General features: G+C 68.2%; 16 protein-coding genes. All 16 read left to right on the forward strand.

The genetic code is table 11. The annotated features are described in order from the left end of the window. Nucleotides 1–131: 131 nt before the first annotated feature. A complete protein-coding gene (gene flhB / locus ACZK0Z_RS12515) occupies nt 132–1,262 on the forward strand; it encodes a flagellar biosynthesis protein FlhB (RefSeq protein WP_005416428.1) in 1,131 nt (376 codons plus the stop codon). Nucleotides 1,263–1,306: 44 nt separating this feature from the next. Further along, a complete protein-coding gene (flhA, locus tag ACZK0Z_RS12520) occupies nt 1,307–3,367 on the forward strand; it encodes a flagellar biosynthesis protein FlhA (protein WP_197633627.1) in 2,061 nt (686 codons plus the stop codon). A gap of 145 nt (nt 3,368–3,512) precedes the next feature. Next, entirely contained in the window at nt 3,513–5,135 is a 1,623-nt protein-coding gene (gene flhF, locus ACZK0Z_RS12525; protein WP_197633624.1) for a flagellar biosynthesis GTPase FlhF, read from the forward strand. Continuing rightward, the gene (locus ACZK0Z_RS12530) at nt 5,122–6,009 is read left to right on the forward strand and encodes a MinD/ParA family ATP-binding protein (RefSeq protein ID WP_049426835.1); all 888 of its coding nucleotides are present in this window, start codon (nt 5,122–5,124) and stop codon (nt 6,007–6,009) included. The genes flhF and ACZK0Z_RS12530 overlap by 14 nt, the downstream gene beginning before the upstream one ends. Further along, on the forward strand, nt 6,006–6,749 hold the full coding sequence (locus tag ACZK0Z_RS12535) for an RNA polymerase sigma factor FliA (RefSeq protein WP_005413248.1): 744 nt from the start codon (nt 6,006–6,008) through the stop codon (nt 6,747–6,749). The genes ACZK0Z_RS12530 and ACZK0Z_RS12535 overlap by 4 nt, the downstream gene beginning before the upstream one ends. 57 nt (nt 6,750–6,806) lie before the next feature. Continuing rightward, on the forward strand, nt 6,807–7,199 hold the full coding sequence (gene cheY / locus ACZK0Z_RS12540) for a chemotaxis response regulator CheY (protein WP_005413247.1): 393 nt from the start codon (nt 6,807–6,809) through the stop codon (nt 7,197–7,199). Further along, nucleotides 7,199–7,804 (forward strand): protein phosphatase CheZ, encoded by a 606-nt coding sequence (locus ACZK0Z_RS12545; RefSeq protein ID WP_006442968.1) that lies wholly within the window; start codon nt 7,199–7,201, stop codon nt 7,802–7,804. The genes cheY and ACZK0Z_RS12545 overlap by 1 nt, the downstream gene beginning before the upstream one ends. 2 nt (nt 7,805–7,806) lie before the next feature. Beyond that, nucleotides 7,807–9,624: a chemotaxis protein CheA gene (locus ACZK0Z_RS12550; protein WP_049426837.1), complete on the forward strand. Its 1,818-nt coding sequence runs from the start codon at nt 7,807–7,809 to the stop codon at nt 9,622–9,624. Nucleotides 9,625–9,725: 101 nt separating this feature from the next. Continuing rightward, on the forward strand, nt 9,726–10,466 hold the full coding sequence (locus tag ACZK0Z_RS12555; protein ID WP_005409527.1) for a flagellar motor protein: 741 nt from the start codon (nt 9,726–9,728) through the stop codon (nt 10,464–10,466). 1 nt (nt 10,467) lies between these two features. Continuing rightward, nucleotides 10,468–11,484, forward strand: a complete 1,017-nt coding sequence (gene motD, locus ACZK0Z_RS12560; RefSeq protein WP_049426838.1) for a flagellar motor protein MotD — start codon at nt 10,468–10,470, stop codon at nt 11,482–11,484. Between the two features lie 4 nt (nt 11,485–11,488). Next, on the forward strand, nt 11,489–12,271 hold the full coding sequence (locus tag ACZK0Z_RS12565) for a ParA family protein (RefSeq protein ID WP_005413243.1): 783 nt from the start codon (nt 11,489–11,491) through the stop codon (nt 12,269–12,271). Continuing rightward, nucleotides 12,268–13,383, forward strand: a complete 1,116-nt coding sequence (locus ACZK0Z_RS12570; RefSeq protein ID WP_197633625.1) for a chemotaxis protein CheW — start codon at nt 12,268–12,270, stop codon at nt 13,381–13,383. Before ACZK0Z_RS12565 ends, ACZK0Z_RS12570 begins: the two co-directional genes overlap by 4 nt. Nucleotides 13,384–13,464: 81 nt before the next feature. Further along, nucleotides 13,465–13,773, forward strand: coding sequence for an STAS domain-containing protein (locus ACZK0Z_RS12575; RefSeq protein WP_049426841.1), 309 nt, complete (start codon nt 13,465–13,467; stop codon nt 13,771–13,773). Further along, entirely contained in the window at nt 13,770–14,135 is a 366-nt protein-coding gene (locus tag ACZK0Z_RS12580) for a response regulator (protein WP_005409521.1), read from the forward strand. Before ACZK0Z_RS12575 ends, ACZK0Z_RS12580 begins: the two co-directional genes overlap by 4 nt. A gap of 45 nt (nt 14,136–14,180) precedes the next feature. Further along, nucleotides 14,181–16,172 carry a chemotaxis protein CheW gene (locus ACZK0Z_RS12585; RefSeq protein ID WP_197633626.1) on the forward strand — a complete coding sequence of 664 codons (1,992 nt, stop codon included), beginning with the start codon at nt 14,181–14,183 and terminating at the stop codon, nt 16,170–16,172. A gap of 396 nt (nt 16,173–16,568) precedes the next feature. Next, nucleotides 16,569–18,818 carry a methyl-accepting chemotaxis protein gene (locus ACZK0Z_RS12590; protein ID WP_329861802.1) on the forward strand — a complete coding sequence of 750 codons (2,250 nt, stop codon included), beginning with the start codon at nt 16,569–16,571 and terminating at the stop codon, nt 18,816–18,818. Nucleotides 18,819–18,851: the final 33 nt, after the last annotated feature.

An 18,851-nucleotide genomic window follows, 5' to 3' on the forward strand; every position in this document is an offset into this window, starting at 1 on the left:
GCCTGGGCCCAACCTCAGCCGAGCGTGGGCTCGGCTCTACAGTAGATCCACGCCATGCGTGGATGCGCCACCCGCCATGCGTGGAACGGTTCTTGCACGCACCCCGGCATCCCCTGCCGTAGTGCCCCGTGATGTCCGAGAACGAATCCGCCGGCGAAAAGACCGAACAACCGACCGAGAAACGCCTGCGCGACGCCCGTGAACAGGGCAACCTGCCGCGCTCGCGCGAACTCGGCACGGCCGCCGTATTCGGCGCCGGCGTGCTGGCGGTGATGGCGATGAGTGGCTCGATCGGCCGTGGCGCCACGGCCTGGATGAAGCAGGCGCTGAGCCCGGAACAGAGCCTGCGGCAGAACCCGAAGGAGCTGTTCGGCCACTTCGGTGACCTGCTGCTGCAGTTCATGCTGGTGATCGCGCCGCTGGTGCTGGTCTGCCTGCTGGCCAGCTTCGTCGCCCCGCTGGTGATGGGAGGCCTGCGCTGGTCGCAGAAGGCGTTGCTGCCCGACATCAACCGCATGAACCCGATGAGCGGGCTCAAGCGCCTGTACGGCCCGGAGGCCATTGCCGAGTTCACCAAATCGTTGCTGCGCGTGGCCTTCGTCGGCGTCGCCGCCGGGCTGGTGGTCTGGACCGGCTTTGACACCCTGCGCGGGCTGATCCACCACCCGCTGGAGACGGCCATCACCGACGGGCTCGGCTTCACCCTGCGCCTGCTGCTGGCCACCGCCGGCGCCATGCTGGTGCTGGCCGCCATCGATGCGCCGTACCAGCGCTGGAACTGGATGCGCAAGCTGAAGATGACCCGTGAAGAGCTGCGCCGGGAAATGAAGGAAAGCGAAGGCAGCCCAGAGGTGAAGGGCCGCATCCGCCAGCTGCAGCAGCAGATGGCCAACCGCCGGATGATGGAAGCGGTGCCCACCGCCGACGTGGTGGTGGTCAACCCCACCCACTACGCGGTGGCCCTGAAGTACGAAGGCGGGGCCATGAACGCCCCCACCGTGGTCGCGCTGGGCGTGGACGAGACCGCCCTGCGCATCCGTGAGGTGGCCGACGGCAACAAGGTCGCGATCGTCTCCGCCCCGCCTTTGGCACGCGCCTTGTATCGGGAAGGCCAACTCGGAAAGGAAATCCCCGTGAGACTGTATTCGGCCGTCGCCCAGGTCCTGTCCTACGTCTACCAGCTGCGCGCCTGGCGCACTGGCCCGATGCCGGACGCCCCGCACATCCAGGTGGATGAATTCGGCAAGGGAGGCCGCCCGTGAGCGCCCAGCCCTCCGCCGGATTCAATACCCGCCGCGCCCTGGAAATGATCCGCCAGGGTCTTGGCGCACCGCTGATCGTGCTGGCCCTGCTGGCCATGGTCGTGGTGCCGCTGGCCGCGCCAGTGCTCGATGCACTGTTCACCTTCAACATCGCCATCTCGCTGATGGTGCTGCTGGCGGTGGTCTACGTGAAGCGCCCGCTGGACTTCACGATCTTCCCGATCGTGCTGCTGATCACCACCATGCTGAGGCTGGCGCTGAACGTGGCGTCCACCCGCGTGATCATGCTCAACGGCCAGAACGGCCACGACGCCGCGGGCAAGGTCATCGCCGCCTTCGGCGAATTCGTGATCGGCGGCAACTACGCGGTCGGCATCGTGGTCTTCGCGATCCTCACCATCATCAACTTCGTGGTCATCACCAAGGGCGCAGGCCGCGTCTCCGAAGTGACCGCGCGCTTCATCCTGGACGCGATGCCCGGCAAGCAGATGGCGATCGACGCCGACCTCAACGCCGGTTTGCTGACGCGTGAAGAAGCCAAGCTGCGTCGCGAGGAAGTCCGCGAGGAAGCCGACTTCTACGGCGCGATGGACGGTGCCAGCAAGTTCATCCGCGGCGACGCCATCGCCGGCATCCTGATTCTGTTCATCAACATGCTCGGCGGCCTGGCCGTGGGCGTGCTGCAGCATGGCATGCCGTTCGGCGAAGCCGCTGCCACCTACACCCTGCTCTCCATCGGTGACGGCCTGGTGGCGCAGCTGCCGGCCCTGCTGGTGTCCAGCGCGGTGGCGATGCTGGTCACCCGCGCCTCGCGTTCGCAGGACATGGCCCAGGCCATGACCGGCCAGGTGTTCGGCCAGTACCGTGCGCTGGCGATCACTGCCGGCATCATCGGCGTGGTCGGCCTGGTGCCGGGCATGCCCAATGTCGCTTTCCTGACGCTGTCCGCGATCCTCGGCTTCATCGCGTGGAAGGTCTATCGCAAGGGCAAGGCTGCCACCACCGATCCGGGAGCTGCAGGCAACGACGCCGCTGCGCTCAACGCATTGGGCCGCCCGTCCGCGCCGGCACCGACCGCCGAACTGAGCTGGGACGAGCTGCGCCCGGTCGATCCGCTGGGCCTGGAGGTCGGCTACCGGCTGATCCCGCTGGTGGACAGCAACCAGGGCGGCGAATTGATGGCGCGCATCAAGGGTGTGCGCCGCAAGTTGACCCAGGACGTCGGCTTCCTGATTCCGTCGGTGCATATCCGCGACAATCTGGAGCTGCCGGCCAATGGTTACCGCGTGCTGGTGCACGGCGTGCCGGTGGCCACCGCCGAGATCCACCCGGACCGCGAACTGGCGCTGGACCCCGGCAGTGCACTCGGCGCGCTGGAAGGTATCGCCGGCAAGGACCCCGCGTTCGGCCTGGATGCCACCTGGATCCAGCCGCACCAGCGTGCCCAGGCCGAAACGCTGGGCTACACCGTGGTCGACCCGGCCACCGTGGTCGCTACCCACCTGTCGCACCTGATCCGCGAGCACGCGCCGGAACTGCTCGGCCACGAGGAAGTGCAGCACCTGCTGGCCAACCTGGCCAAGAGCGCGCCCAAGCTCGTCGAAGATCTGACGCCGAAGGCGCTGCCGCTGTCGGCGGTGGTGCGCGTGCTGCAGAACCTGCTGGTCGAGCGCATTCCGATCCGCCAGCTGCGCAAGATCGCCGAGGCACTGGTCGAACACGCGCCCAGCAGCCAGGACCCGGCGGTGCTGACCGCTGCCGTGCGCACCGCGCTGGGCCGCTTCATCGTGCAGGAGATCGCCGGAATGTCGGCGGAGCTGCCGGTGTTCACCCTCAACCCGCAATTGGAACGTGTCTTGCAGGAGTCCACGCAGGGCAACGGCGCCGCGCTGGAACCCGGACTCGCTGAGCGACTGCACCAGAGCCTGGCCGAATGTGTCAGCAAGCAGGAAGCCCGCAACGAGCCCGCGGTCGTGCTGGTACCTGGCCCGGTGCGCGCCGCGCTGGCCCGCCTGGTCCGCCACAGCGTTCCGTCGCTGTCGGTCCTGGCCTACAGCGAGGTGCCGGAGGACAAGCGCCTGAAGCTGGTCGGAACGATCAGCTGACGCCGCCCTCCGATGCGCCAGAAAACAGACACCACTTTCGAACCAACGCAACAGACAGATACCAAGGGGAACCCGCACCGTGCAGACCACCGACCACCCGAGTTCCCCGACCGCCACCCCGCCGTCTTCGTCCCGTGACCACAGCATGAAAATCAAACGATTCGTCGCCGCCGACATGCGCTCGGCCATGAACCTGGTGCGCAAGGAACATGGTCCTGACGCCGTGATCCTGTCCAACCGCCGGATCGAGGAAGGCATCGAGATCGTCGCCGCGGCCAACTACGACGAGAGCGCCGTGCAGCGCGCACTGGAAGCCTCGCGTCGTGACGTCGCCCCGCCGCCGGCACCGAAGCCGCGCACCGCCGCCGACGCGGTGATCGCCGCGGTGACCCGCCGCCGCAGCGCTACCCCGGCGCCGGAGCCGGTGGCCGCCACCACCTCGGCCGTGGCCGCCCTCGCCCGCGCCGCGGTCGGTGCCACCGGCCGCACCCTGGACAGCGCCGACGAGATCGTGCCGACCCGCGGCAGCACCGGCTTCGCCGCGACCCTGGCCCGCGCTGCCGTCAACGAACCGGCGCTGCCCGAACAGATCTTCGCCCCGTTCGCCGAGGCCATCGTTGCACCGGCACCGGCCGTCAGCGCGCCAGCCAACCGTGCCCGCTTCCAGATCGACCCGCCGCACGACATGCATCACGAAAGCGTGCCCCCCGCCGTGCAGCCGCCGCCGCTGCCGGGCGCGGCCGTCGCCGAACCGCAGCCGGCCATCGCCGCCAGCGAACCGGCGTTGGCCGATGCCAGCGCCGAAACCGCGCCGGAGCCCACCCTCGCCCCGGCCCCGGTGCTGACCGTGGTTGCCCAGGACGACGCCGAGATCCGCCAGCTGCGCCAGGAAGTGGCCGGCATGCGCCAGGTGATCGAGCGCGAGATGAACCGCTTCACCGACGAGCGCCTGCGCGGCTGCCCGGTGCGCGCCACCGCGCTGGACCTTATGGACGAGTACGGATTCGACGCCGGGCTGGCCCGCGACGTGGCCATGCAGATCCCGCTGGAGACCGAAGCCCACCGTGGACGCGGCCTGATGCTGGGGCTGATCTCGCGCAAGCTGCCGATCGCCCCGGTCGACCCGCTGGAAGAAGGCGGCGTGATCGCGCTGGTCGGCCCGACCGGCGCCGGCAAGACCACCACCATCGCCAAGCTGGCCTCGCGCTTCGCCGAGAAGCACGCCCCGCGTGACGTCGCCCTGGTGACCACCGACACCACCCGCATCGGCGCCCGCGAGCAGCTGTACGGCTACGGCCGCCAGCTCGGCATCGCGGTGCACGAGGCCAACAGCGGCACCGACCTGGACCAGCTGCTGGAACGCCTGAAGGACTACAAGCTGGTGCTGATCGACACCGCCGGGCTGGGCCCGCGCGACCGCGCACTGGCCGCCCAGCTGCAGTGGCTGCGCGCCGCCCGCCAGGTCCGCACCCTGCTGGTGCTGCCGGCCAACACCAGCTTCGGCGACATGGACGAGGTGGTCCGCCGCTTCGGCGCCGCCAACCTGCAAGGCCTGGTGCTGAGCAAGCTGGACGAGACCGGCCGCTTCGGCAACGCCCTGTCGGTGGCCGTGGACCATGCCCTGCCGATCACCTGGGTGACCGATGGCCAGGACGTTCCGGACGACCTGCACCGGGCCAGTGCAGCCAATCTTGTACTTCGCCTTGAAGATTTGCGCCGAGCGGCCGATATGCCCTGCAACCCGGAGTTGAACCATGCCGTCGCGTGAGTACGCCAAGCTGACCAAGACCTTCCCGCTGTCGGCCACCCGCAGCGAGCCGCTCGGCCCTGTGCGCACCCTTGCCGTCACTGGCGGCAAGGGCGGCGTGGGCAAGACCAATGTCTCGGCCAACCTGGCCGTGGCACTGGCCGGCATGGGCAAGCGCACGCTGCTGCTGGACGCCGACCTTGGCCTGGCCAACATCGACGTGATCCTGGGGCTGAACCCCACCTTCACGCTGGCCGACCTGGTCGCCGGCCGCTGCTCGCTGGACGATGTGATCGTCGAAGGCCCGAACGGCGTGCTGGTGGTCCCGGCCGCGTCCGGCCGCCGGCACATGGCCGAGCTGGCCCCGGCCGAGCACGTCGGCCTGGTCAACGTGTTCTCCGAACTGGAACGCGAACTGGACATCATGGTGGTCGACACCGCCGCCGGCATCACCGACGGCGTGCTGACCTTCTGCCAGGCCGCACAGGACACCGTGGTGGTGGTCTGCGATGAACCCGCGTCGATCACCGACGCCTACGCGCTGATCAAGGTGCTGTCGCGCGAACGCGGCGTGGACCGCATCCAGGTGGTGGCCAACATGGTGCGCGACCCCAACGAGGGCCGCGTGCTGTACGAGAAGCTGACCCGCGTCTGCGAGAAGTTCCTCGCCGATGTCTCGCTGAACTACCTGGGCTGCGTGCCGCAGGATGACTGGCTGCGCCTGTCGGTGCAGCGCCAGCAGCCGGTGGTGAAAGCCTATCCGTCCAGCCCGGCAGCACTGGCGATCACCGAGATCGCGCGTCGCACCGCACGCTGGCAGGCGCCAACCGAACCGCGTGGCGGCGTCGAGTTCTTCCTCGAGCGCATTCTCAAGCAGCGCGGGGTGGCCGCATGAAAGGTGCAGCCCAGTACCGGGAGGTCCAGCGCTCGGCGGCCAACGAGGTCATCGCCCAGCACTCGGACCTGGTGCGGCGCATAGCCCACCACCTGGCCGCGCGGCTGCCGGCCAGCGTTGAAGTGGACGACCTGATCCAGGCCGGCATGATGGGCCTGATCGAAGCCTCGCGCAGCTACGACGCCGACCAGGGCGCCTCGTTCGAGACCTATGCCTCGATCCGCATCCGCGGTTCGATGATCGACGAGATCCGCCGTGGCGACTGGGTGCCGCGCTCGGTGCACCGCCGTGCCCGCGATGCCGCCGCCACCATCCGCCGCCTGGAACAGAGCAGCGGCCGCGCCGCCAGCGCCACCGAAGTGGCCGCCGCGATGGAGATGCCGCTGCCCGAATACCTGCGGTTGATGGAAGACGCCGCACGCGGCCAGGTACTGAGCCTGGAATCGCGCATCGAGGACCAGGGCGAGCTGGACACCGTCGCCCAGGGCGGCCCGACCCCGCAGCAGGTGCTGGAGCGCGGCGAATTCGGCCGCGAGCTGGGCAAGGCCATCGGCCACCTGCCCGAGCGCGAACAGCTGGTGCTCTCGCTCTATTACGAGCAGGAACTGAACCTGAAGGAGATCGGCGCGGTGCTCGGCGTGAGCGAGTCGCGGGTCTGCCAGATCCACGGCCAGGCGGTGCTGCGCCTGCGTGGCCGGCTCAAGATTTTCGAGGCGGCGGACGCCGGCCTGGAAGAATGAACATGCCCGAGGCGGCTGCCCCCGGCCGCCCGGAATGAACAACAAAGGAACTCTGCTTTGAACAAGAACATGCGCATCCTGATCGTCGACGACTTCTCGACCATGCGTCGAATCGTCAAGAACCTGCTGGGCGATCTGGGCTTCACCAACACCGCCGAAGCCGAGGACGGGCATGCCGCGCTGTCGCTGCTGCAGAGCCAGCCGTTCGATTTCGTGGTCACCGACTGGAACATGCCGGTGATGACCGGCATCGAGCTGCTGAAGGCGATCCGCGCCGATGCCAAGCTGAAGACCCTGCCGGTGCTGATGGTCACCGCCGAGGCCAAGCGCGAGCAGATCATCGAAGCCGCCCAGAACGGCGTGAACGGCTACATCATCAAGCCGTTCACCGCGCAGACGCTGGAAGAGAAGCTCGGCAAGATCTTCGAACGCCTGGCGGCCAGCGCCTGATGGATACCACGGTCGACAAGAACGCCCTCGCCCTGCGCCTGCAGGAAGCCCTGGACGCACTGGAGTCCGGTGACGAAGCCGCCTGGCGGCAACGCATCGACGGACTGGTCGCGCTGCGTACGCAGCCGATGATGAGCGGCCTCTCGCGGCTGGCCCGCGAGCTGGGACAGGCACTGGGTGAACTGCCGACCGTGCCCAGCGAGGCCGGCGAGCTGGACGACGCCTGCGCACGCCTTGACCACGTGGTGGCGATGACCGAACAGGCCACGCACCGCACCCTGGACCTGGCCGAGGAATGCCGCAGCCTGACCGAACAGCTGCGCGCCGAAGGCCTGCAGCCGGGCCAGGACGCGCAGCTCGAGCGCATCCGCCACAACCTGACCGAGATCGCCCTGACCCAGAGCTACCAGGACCTGACCGGGCAGATCATCCGTCGCGTGGTCGGCATCGTCCGCCGCGTGCACGAGGGCTTTGGCGCACTCGGCCTGCCGCCGGAACAGCATCGCACCGATCCGGAACTGGCCGGGCCGGCACTGAAGGGACTGGACCGCCACGCGGTCTCGCAGAACGACGCCGACGACCTGTTGTCGGATCTGGGGCTGTAAGCATGAGCGCGGTATCCGACGACATCACTGCCGATTTCATCATCGAGGCCCAGGAAATCCTGGATCGCCTGGGCGAACAGCTGGTGTCGCTGGAGCAGGCACCGCAGGACACCGAGCAACTCAACGCGGTGTTCCGCGGCTACCACACGCTCAAGGGCGGCGCCGGCTTCCTTGGCGTCACCGCAATGGTCGAGCTGTGCCACGCCGCTGAAGAAGCACTTGGCATCGCGCGTGCCGGGCAGGCGGTACTGCAGGCCCACCACTTCGACGCCGCCCAGCAATCGCTGGACTACCTGCAGTCGATGCTGGACGCCGTGTCCTCCGGTACGGAGCCGGGCTATGCGCCGCCGGACCTGATCGCGCAGTTCGACATGAACGGTGGCACTGCCGCACCGGTCGCTGCGGCCGCGCCTGCGGCAGGTGGCAGCGATCTGATCACCGACGACGAATTCGAGGCCCTGCTCGACCAGCTGCACGGCGGCAACGCGCCGACCGCAGTCGCGCCGGCGAAGAAGGCCGACGACGGCCTGATCAGCGAAGACGAGTTCGAAGCCCTGCTGGACCAGCTGCACGGTGGCGCTGCGCCAGGCGCCAAGCCTGCTGCCGCCGTCGCGGCGGCACCCGCCGCAGCACCGCGCCCGGCACCCGCAGCCAAGCCGGCAGCCAAGCCGATGGCCGAGGCCGAGCACACCGTGCGCGTGGACACCAAGCGCCTGGATGCGATCGTCAACCTGATCGGCGAACTGGTGCTGTCACGCAACCGCCTGAAGACCCTGCGTGCACGCCTGCGCGACGAGGAGCTGGACCGCGCCGTATCGACGCTGGACATCGCCACTGCCCGCCTGCAGTCGGCGGTGATGCGTACCCGCATGCAGCCGGTTGGCAAGGTGTTCTCGCGCTTCCCCAAGGTCGCCCGCGACGTCGCCCGCTCGCTGAAGAAGGAAGTGGACCTCGAGCTGGTCGGCGCCGAGACCGAGCTCGACCGCAACCTGGTCGAAGCGCTGGCCGACCCGCTGGTGCACCTGGTCCGCAACGCCATCGACCATGGTGTGGAAATGCCCGAGCTGCGTGAAGCGCAGGGCAAGCCACGGATGGGCCATGTGCGCCTGTCGGCGCAACAGGAAGGCGACTACGTCAGCATCGAGGTGCAGGACGATGGTGCCGGCATCGACCCGGAAAAGCTGCGTGCCAAGGCGCGCGAAAAGGGCCTGATCGATCCGGAAGCCGCCGCTCGCCTGAGCAGCGAGGAATGCCTGCACCTGGTGTTCCTGCCCGGCTTCTCGACCAAGCAGCAGGTCACCGACATTTCCGGCCGTGGCGTCGGCATGGACGTGGTGCAGTCGCGCATCCGCGAACTGAGCGGCCAGATCCAGATCCAGTCGGAACTGGGGCGTGGCAGCCGCTTCCTGATCCGCGTGCCGCTCACCCTGGCGATCCTGCCAACCCTGCTGGTGCAGGCCGGCGAGGACGTCTACGCGCTACCGCTGGCGCGCGTGATGGAAGTGCTGCACGCACCGCGCACGTCGCTGGGCTGGTTCGATGGCCGCGCCGTGCTCGACCGCCGCTCGCACACCCTGCCGCTGGTCGACCTGCGCCAGTGGCTGGATGTGACGCCCGCCGCGTCGACCCTGCTGACCATCGTGGTGCTGCAGGCCGGTGAAGCGCGCTTCGGACTGGTCGTGGACCAGGTGCGCGGGCGCGAGGAAGTGGTCATCAAGCCACTGCCGAAAGCCCTGCGCGGCCTGCGCGGTTATGCCGGTGCAACCTTGATCGGCGATGGTCGCATGGCACTGATCCTGGACGTGGACGGCATCCGCTGAACACCGCCGGGCGTGGCCCGGCGACCCGAAAACTGTGACTACCGTCTGTACGCGTTCTCCCGGTGTCTCAAGTCCCATTCATACAAGCCGATACCGGAACCATGGATAGACTCAGCCTCATTGGACTCTTTCTCGCCCTGGCCTCGCTGGTCGGTGGCAGCATCCTCAAGGGCGCCGGCCTGGCGTCGCTGTGGTCGCCTGCGGCGTTCGTGATCGTCATCGTCGGCACCGTTGCCGCGATCCTGCTGCACACCTCGCCGGCGGTGTTCAAGCATGCGTTCAAGATCGTGCGCTGGGTCGTGCGCCCGCCGCACAGCGATCGTCGCGAACTGATCCAGCAGATCGTCGAGTGGAGCAACATCGCCCGTCGCCAGGGCCTGCTGGGCCTGGAATCGCAGGTGGAAGCGCAGCAGGATCCGTTCCTGCGCAAGGGCCTGCAGTTGCTGGTGGACGGCGTCGAGCCTGAATCGATGCGGCACATGCTGGAAATCGAACTGGGCAGCCAGGAACACCAGGACCAGGCCGGTGCCAAGGTATTCGAGGCGATGGGCATCTACGCGCCCACGCTGGGCATCATCGGCGCCGTGCTCGGCCTGATCGCGGTGATGAAGAACCTGGCCGACCCGAGCAAGCTGGGCCACGGCATCGCTGCCGCGTTCACCGCCACCATCTACGGCATCGCCTCGGCCAACCTGCTGTTCCTGCCGATCGCGGCCAAGCTCAAGAGTGTGATCTCGCACAACACGCGCGACCGCGAAATGGTCATCGAAGGCCTGATCTCGATCGCCCAGGGCGAGAACCCGCGCAACATCGAAACCAACCTCTCCGGCTTCCTGCACTGACATGGCCCGCCGCAAGCACCACGAAGAGCACGCCAACCATGAAGCATGGGCGATCCCCTATGCCGACCTGATGACGCTGCTGCTCGCCTTCTTCGTGGTCATGTACGCGATCTCTTCGGTCAACGAGGGCAAGTACCGGATCATGGCCGACGCGCTCACCGATGCCTTTGGTGGTGCGCCGCGCACGATCAACCCGGTGCAGGTCGGCAACAAGCAGGTGCAGGGCGGCGGCTGGGACAGCCCGTCGGTGATCAAGTCCGGCACCAAGATCGGCCCCTCCGCGCCGGCGCCGTCGCACGACCCGACCCTGCTGCCGTCGATGGCCTCGCAGATGCGCATGCCGGTCTCGGTGCACAACCAGGAACAGATCGCCCGTGCCGAGCGCCAGCTCAACAGCATCGCCGACCGCCTCACCGCCGCGCTGGCGCCGCTGATCGACCGCGGCATGATCAGCGTGCGCCGCACCGAGCTGTGGATCGAAGTGGAGATCAACAGCGACATCCTGTTCCCCACCGGCTCGGCCGCGCTGGACATGCATGCACGGCAGACGCTGGCCAGCCTGGCCGAGGTGCTGCGTGACGTGCCCAACAGCGTGCGCGTGGAAGGCCATACCGACAACGTGCCGATCGCCACCGCCACCTTCCCCTCCAACTGGGAGCTGTCGGCCGGACGCGCGGCCAGCGTCGTGCACCTGTTCGCCGACCAGGGCGTGCAGCCGTCGCGGCTGGCGATGGTCGGCTATGGCCAGTTCCGTCCGCGCGAAGAGAACGACAGCGCACAGGGGCGCAACCGCAACCGCCGGGTGATGGTCATCATCCTGGCCGACACCTCGCATGCGGTGGATCCACTTGGCCAGCGCCTCAATGCGGCCACCGGCGCCGCCGACAACAGCACCACCGAACAAGCCGCCGCAACTCCGGCTAACGCCCCCACGTCCCCCATCGCACCGGTGAAGTTGCCGCCGGTGCCGGCTGGCAGCCGTGTCGGCGCCGCCGTTCCCCCGGCAATGAAGGAGTAAACCGATGCGCATCTGGGCAGTCGCCAACCAGAAGGGCGGAGTCGGCAAGACCACCACCACCCTCGCCCTCGGCCGTGGCCTGGCCGCGCTTGGCCATCGCGTATTGCTGATCGACCTCGATCCGCATGCCTCGCTCAGCCGCGCCTTCGGCGTGCCGGTGGATCCGCCGCCGGCCGGCGTACTGGAACTGTTCGGCGCCCCGCCGGCAGATCTTTCCAGCCTGTGCCATGCCAGCAGCATCCACGGTCTGGACTATGTCTGCGCGCAGTCGGCGCTGGCCACGCTGGAGCGCCGCAGCGCCAACCAGCCCGGCCTCGGCCTGGCCCTGCAGAACGCGCTGGCGCGCCACCAGGGCCAGCACGACTACATCCTGCTGGACTGTGCCCCCACCCTCGGCCTGTTGATGATCAATGCGCTGGCCGCTGCGGACCGCCTGATCATTCCCACCCAGGCCGAGCCGCTGGCCCTGCACGGCCTGGATGGCATGGTCCGCACCGGCGAGATGGTCGAGCGCTCGCGCCGCCGCCCCCTGCCGATCTCGATCCTGCCGACCCTGTTCGACCGCCGCACCCGCGCCGGCAACGAATCGCTGCGCACCATGCAGGATCGTCACGGCACCCGCGTGTGGGAAGACGCGATTCCGATCGATACCCGCATCAGCAATGCCGCAGGCCTGACCCTGCCCAGCGTCGGCGAGGACTACCCCGGCCGCGGCCTGGCCGCCTACCGCCGCGCCCTGAACTGGATCCTCGGCGAAGATGCCCGTGCCCTGGAGCAGGCGGCATGAACAGCACAGGCGTATTGGACGACTACCTGGACGAACTGCTGGGCGAAGCGATTGTGGCGACGCCGCCCTCCACCCTGTCATCCGACAACGCCGGCCCCTGCCCGACGAGCGCGGTAGCGCCCGAGCGTGAGCCGACCTGGGACGACCTGCCCGCCGAAGTCATCTACGAGACGGACGCCGTCGTCGCGCAGCCCGCTGCAGACAACGCAGCCCTGGAGGCCGCCTTCGACGCCGCCTCCACGCCCGCGACCGTGACCGACACGGAACGCGAGCCGACATGGGACGACCTGCCCGATGAGGTCGTTCATGAGACCGCGCCCGCCCTCGCTCCGGTCACAACCAAGGCTGGCCCAGAGCCCACCTGGGACGACCTGCCCGACGAAGTGATCTACGAGACCGACGCGGCCGACAGCCATCACCTCGCCCACACTGACAGCCCAGGGCTGCAGGCCGCGTTCGAAGCCGCCGCCGGTGGCGAGGATGTCCCCACGCCGCCGCCGGCCGTGGTGACGCCCCCGGCACCGCGCCCTGCACCTGTACCTGCCCCGGCTGCACGCGCTGCAGCCGCGCCGCCCCCGCGCGTTGCCGTGGATGCCCCGGCCAGCAGCCGTCCCGGCACCTGGCAGGAGCTGCAGGCACAGGCGCACCAGCCCGCCAGCAGCCCACACCCGCAGAACCGCCGCGCCGGCGAGCGCACCTCGCGCTGGCTGCGCCTGCGCTGCGGGACCCAGGCGTATGCGCTCGAACTGCTGAAAGTGCAGGAAGTGGTGTTGCCGGTGCCGCTGCTGCCGTTGCGCGGCACCGCACCGGCGATGCTCGGGATCATGAACCTGCGTGGCCAGGTGGTGCCGGTGATGGACCTCGGCCTGCACCTCGGTGCCGCGGCGGCGGAAGACGACGCCCAGACCCGCATCGTGGTGCTGGAAGAGGATGGCGAGACCATCGGTCTGCGTGTGTCGGCAGTGGAAGATGTCGCCAACCTCACCGATTCGCAGATCGAACCCCCGGATACCGCCCGTATCTGCCAGATCTCCAATGATCTGTTCCGCGGCGTCGCCCGGGTCAGCCAGCGGCCGATGATCCTGCTCGATGCCACGCGGCTGTTGAGTTGAGCCGACGCACCGCGTCGATTCCTCTAAAGAACCCCGCCGGGGTGCCGTTATGGATCACGGAACCGTTTGTCCGGAGCAACGATGAGCACTGTCGAACTGGGTGAGGATCTCGGCATCGAGAGCACCACCGAGCTCAAGAACCGCCTCGCCCCGCTGGTGGCGCAGGCAGGCGAGCTGATCCTGGATGCAAGCCAGGTCGCCCGCATCCACACGGCAGCCGTGCAGGTGCTGTGTGCCTTCGTGCAGGCCCGCCGCGAGGCAGGCCTGGGCACCGGCTTCCACGGTTGCACCGCAAACTTCCGTGACGCCGCGCGCCTGCTGGGCGTCACCCAGGCCCTGGGCCTGGACGTAACCCATGACAACCTGAAATCTGTGGAGAACGCTGCATGAGCGCACGTATCTTGGTGGTGGACGATTCGGCGTCGATGCGCCAGATGGTTTCCTTCGCCCTCACCTCGGCCGGTTTTGCCGTCGAAGAAGCCGAAGACGGCGCGGTCGCGCTCGGTCGCGCCAAGGGCCAACGCTTCAACGCGGTGGTCACCGACGTCAACATGCCGAACATGGACGGCATTGCGCTGATCCGCGAACTGCGCCAGCTGCCGGACTACAAGTTCACCCCGCTGCTGATGCTGACCACCGAGTCGGCCGCCGACAAGAAGTCCGAAGGCAAGGCCGCCGGCGCCACCGGCTGGCTGGTCAAGCCGTTCAATCCGGAACAGCTGGTCGCCACCGTGCAGAAAGTGCTGGGCTGATCGCCCGGCACTGCTCCCCCTCTTCGCTTCCGGACCACCACTGCCATGAGCATGGACCTGCAACGCTTCCACGCCACCTTCTTCGAGGAGAGCCGCGAAGGCCTCGACGCGATGGAGGCTGGCCTGCTGGCCCTGGAATCGGGGCAGCAGGACGCGGAGATCATCAATTCGGTGTTCCGCGCCGCCCACTCCATCAAGGGCGGCGCCGGCACCTTCGGCTTCGATGCCATCGCCGGCCTGACCCACGTGCTGGAAACGCTGCTCGATGAGCTGCGTGCCGGCAAGCGGGCCCTGGAAGGCCACGCTGTCGACGCCATGCTGTCCTCGGTGGACGTGCTGCGCGCGCTGCTGCGCGAGGCCGAGCACGGCCAGGCTGCCGACCCCGCCGCTGTTGCTGCGGTGAAGGCACGCCTGGAAGCCGTTCTCTCCGGCCAGGCCGCACCGAGCGCGCCGGCCGCTGCCGCCGCCAAGGTGGACGATACGCCGGAAGCCTGGCAGATCGGCTTCACCCCGGCACCGTCGCTGTTCATGAGCGGCAACGATCCGTTGCGCATCATCCGCGAACTGGAACACCTCGGTTCGCTGCAGGTGGCCGCGCGCATGGAACGCCTGCCCGGATTTGCCCAGCTCGACCCGCTCGAGGCCCACCTGGCGTGGGACCTGGGCCTGGTCGGCAAGGTGCCGCGCAGCAAGATCGAAGACACCTTCGCCTGGGTACTGGACGACTGCGAGCTGGACATCCGTCCGGCAGCGCCGCCGAGCCTGGCTACCCAGGCGCCCGTTGCAGCAACCCCTTCCACGCCTGCTGCCATCGCACCGGCAGCGCCTGCTGCGCCAGCCGCCAGCGGCGCTGCCAGCCAGGAAGCCGAGACCTCGATCCGCGTCAGCGTCGACAAGGTCGATGCGCTGATCAACCTGGTCGGCGAACTGGTCATCACCCAGGCCATGCTCAAGCAGGTCTCGCACGCGCTGGACCCGGTCCACGCCGAGAGCCTGTTTGCCGGGCTTGACCAGCTGGAACGCAACACCCGCGACCTGCAGGAAGCAGTGATCGGCGTGCGCATGCTGCCGGTCGATGCGGTGTTCCGCCGCTTCCCGCGCCTGGTCCGCGACCTGTCCAGCCGCCTCGGCAAGCAGGTGCGCCTGCGCACCGTCGGCGAAGGCACCGAGCTGGACAAGGGCCTGATCGAGAAGATCGCCGATCCGCTGGTGCACCTGGTGCGCAACTCGATCGACCACGGCCTGGAAATGCCCGATGTGCGCCGCGGCGCGGGCAAGGACGAGACCGGCACGATCACCCTGGCCGCTTCGCATCAAGGCGGTCATATCGTCATTGAAGTGAGCGACGACGGCCGCGGCCTGGATCGCGCCAAGATCCTGGCCAAGGCCACCGAACGCGGCCTGGCCGTGCCGGACAACCCGACCGATTCGCAGGTCTGGGACCTGATCTTCCAGCCCGGCTTCTCCACCGCCGATGCGGTCACCGACCTGTCCGGGCGCGGCGTCGGCATGGACGTGGTCCGCCGCAACATCCAGGCGCTGGGTGGCGAGGTGCAGATCGAAAGCAACCTCGGCGCCGGCACCCGCACGTTGATCCGCCTGCCGCTGACCCTGGCCATCCTCGATGGCATGACCGTGGCCGTGGCCGGCGAAACCCTGATCCTGCCACTGGCCTATGTGCTTGAGGCGTTGCAGCCGCAGGCCGAGGACATCCGCAGCATGGCCGGCGAAGGCCGCGTGCTGCGCGTGCGTGGCGAGTACCTGCCCATCCTCTCGCTGAGCGAGTACTACGGCTACGGCAACCGTGCACCGGGCAGCGAATCGCTGGTGGTCGTGGTCGAAGGCGATGGCCAGAAGATCGCACTGGAAGTGGACGAGCTGGTCGGCCAGCAGCAGGTGGTGGTGAAGAACATCGAGAACAACTACCGCCGCATCGGTGGGGTGTCCGGTGCCACCATCCTTGGTGACGGCCGCGTGGCACTGATCGTCGACATCGGTGGGCTGGTGCGTTCGCTGCGGATGCCGCAGGCCGCCTGATCCATCCTGCAAGCGTTCATGAAACCGCCGCCCTTCGGGGTGGCGGTTTTTGTTTGTGCACGTTCCGGCGATGGGGCGGCGATGGGGTCAGATCCCTTTCCTGCGGAAAGGGATCTGACCCCCGCCTGACGGCGCCGCCCATTCCGTGAACTTCGTCGCCATGATGGTTTCGCGCGCAACCACGCCACTCAAGCGAAGCCCCGCCGCTACGCCACTTTCGCGCCCTTATCCCTACGCATCCGAATGTGATCTGCGTCCATAAAGTCCGCGCAGGTTGCGCCGCTATTCCGCAATGACGGCCGTCACCGAACCCCCACCGGGCACTCCCGTTCGCTCTGCAACCACCCCCAAACCGGCGCACAGACGCCGGCACTCTGCCCACCTGGAGCACCCTGCATGAAGTGGTTCCAAGATCTGCCCATCGCCCGCAAGCTGGCCGTGGGGTTCACCCTCACCACCTTGATGACCCTGGTCCTCGGCGCCTTCGCACTGGTGCGTCTGAGCGAAGCCAACGCGCAGCTGCGCGAGATGGCTGGCAACGACATTCCGTCGGTGCAGCACCTGGGCGAGGCGCGCTCGCAACTGGGCGAGTTCCGCACCTACGAACTTGCACAGCTGAGCATGCTCGACCAGCCGGAGAAGGTCGCCGACTACAACAAGCGCATGGACGACACCGCCAAGGCCGTGCATGACGAGCTGGCCGCGTACTCGGCGCTGCCGGCGCTGGCCAAGGAGCGTGAACTGTATCGCGCGGCGAGCGCGCAGCTGGATCGCTACTTCGCCGCCAACAAGGCGATGCGCGACGCCGTGGCTGCCGGTGATGGCGCACGGGCCCAGCAGATCTCCGACGAGCAGTCGCGCCCCGCGCGTCGCGATCTGTTCGCTGCAATGAAGGCACTGGGCACCCACATCGCCGGCCAGATGGACGGCAAGATCGCCGGCGCCAATGCCACCCACCGCACCAGCATGATTGCCATCGTCGGCTGCATGGTGCTGCTGTCGCTGGTCGCAGCCGTGCTGGCCGTCGTCATCTCGCGTGCAGTGACCGGCCCACTCGGCAAGGCCGTGCATGCCATCCAGGCCGTCGCGCGCGGTGATCTCAGCGTCAGCACCCAGGCCACCAGCAAGGACGAAGCCGGCAAGATGCTGGCCGCCACCGCCGAGATGACCGCGATGCTGCGCCGCTTCAGCGAGCAGACCCAGCTGATGGCGCAGATGCATGCCGGCCCGGACATCAGCCACCGCATTCCCGAAGACTTCCCGGGCGTCTACGGCCAGCTGGCCAACGGCATCAACACGGTGATCTTCGAACACCTCGATGCGATCGTCGATGCCATTGAAGTACTCAACCAGTACGCCATCGGCAATCTGACCCCGGACGCACGCCGCCTGCCCGGCAGCCGCGCCATCCTGCATGAATCGATGGATGCAGCCAAGGCCAGCCTGCTGGCAATCAATACGCAGATCCAGCAGCTGGCTGCAGCAGCGGCCGCAGGCGACTTCAGCCAGCGCGGCGACGCCCAGCGTTTCCAGCACGACTTCAAGCTGATGATCGAACACCTCAACACCATGATGCAGGTGGCTGACGGTAACCTCGGCCAGCTCTCGCAGCTGCTGCAGTCCATTGCCGCAGGCGACCTGACCGCGCGCATGGATGGCCAGTTCAACGGCGTGTTCGCCCGCATGCGCGACGACGCCAACACCACCGTTGCGCAGCTGACCCAGATCGTCGGCCAGATCCAGGCCAGCGCCTCCAGCATCACCCTGGCCGCCGGCGAGATCGCCTCCGGCAACAGCGACCTGTCGCGCCGCACCGAGCAGCAGGCCGCCAACCTGGAAGAAACCGCTGCCTCGATGGAGGAGCTGACCTCCACCGTGCGCCAGAACGCCGAACACGCGCGCCAGGCCAACCAGCTCGCCATCGGTGCGCATGGTGTCGCCTCGCAGGGTGGCGACGTGGTCGGCCAGGTGGTCACCACCATGTCGGCCATCGAAGCCTCGTCGAAGAAGATTGCCGAGATCATCTCGGTCATCGACGGCATCGCGTTCCAGACCAACATCCTGGCGTTGAACGCCGCGGTGGAAGCCGCCCGCGCCGGTGAACAGGGCCGTGGCTTTGCCGTGGTTGCCAGCGAGGTGCGCACCCTCGCCCAGCGCTCCGCTGCCGCCGCCAAGGAGATCAAGGGCCTGATCGACGATTCGGTCGGCAAGGTCGCCGAAGGCTCCAGCCTGGTCCATCAGGCCGGCAGCACCATGGGCGAGATCGTCGCCTCGGTGCAGCGCGTGACCGACATCATGGCCGAGATCTCCGCTGCCTCGCAGGAACAGTCGGCCGGCATCGAGCAGGTCAACCAGACCGTCGTGCAGATGGACGAGACCACCCAGCAGAACGCCGCACTGGTGGAGGAAGCCACCGCTGCGGCGCGCGCGATGGAAGACCAGGCCATGCAGCTGGGCGAAGCCGTAGCGCGCTTCCGGCTGGCATCGCAGGGCGTCGCTGCTGCACCGGCACGGCTGGCAAATGCGCCGCAGCCACGCCAGGTCGCGGCTGCCCTGCCCGCCACCAAGGCAGCACCGGCACGACCGTTGCGTGCATCGGCCGCCCAGCCGGCGCTGGCTGCCGAGGGTGACTGGCAGGAGTTCTGAGGACACCGGGGTCGGATCCCTCTTCCGTGGAGG

It is taken from the genome of Stenotrophomonas sp. 116085_Sma, assembly GCF_056479585.1.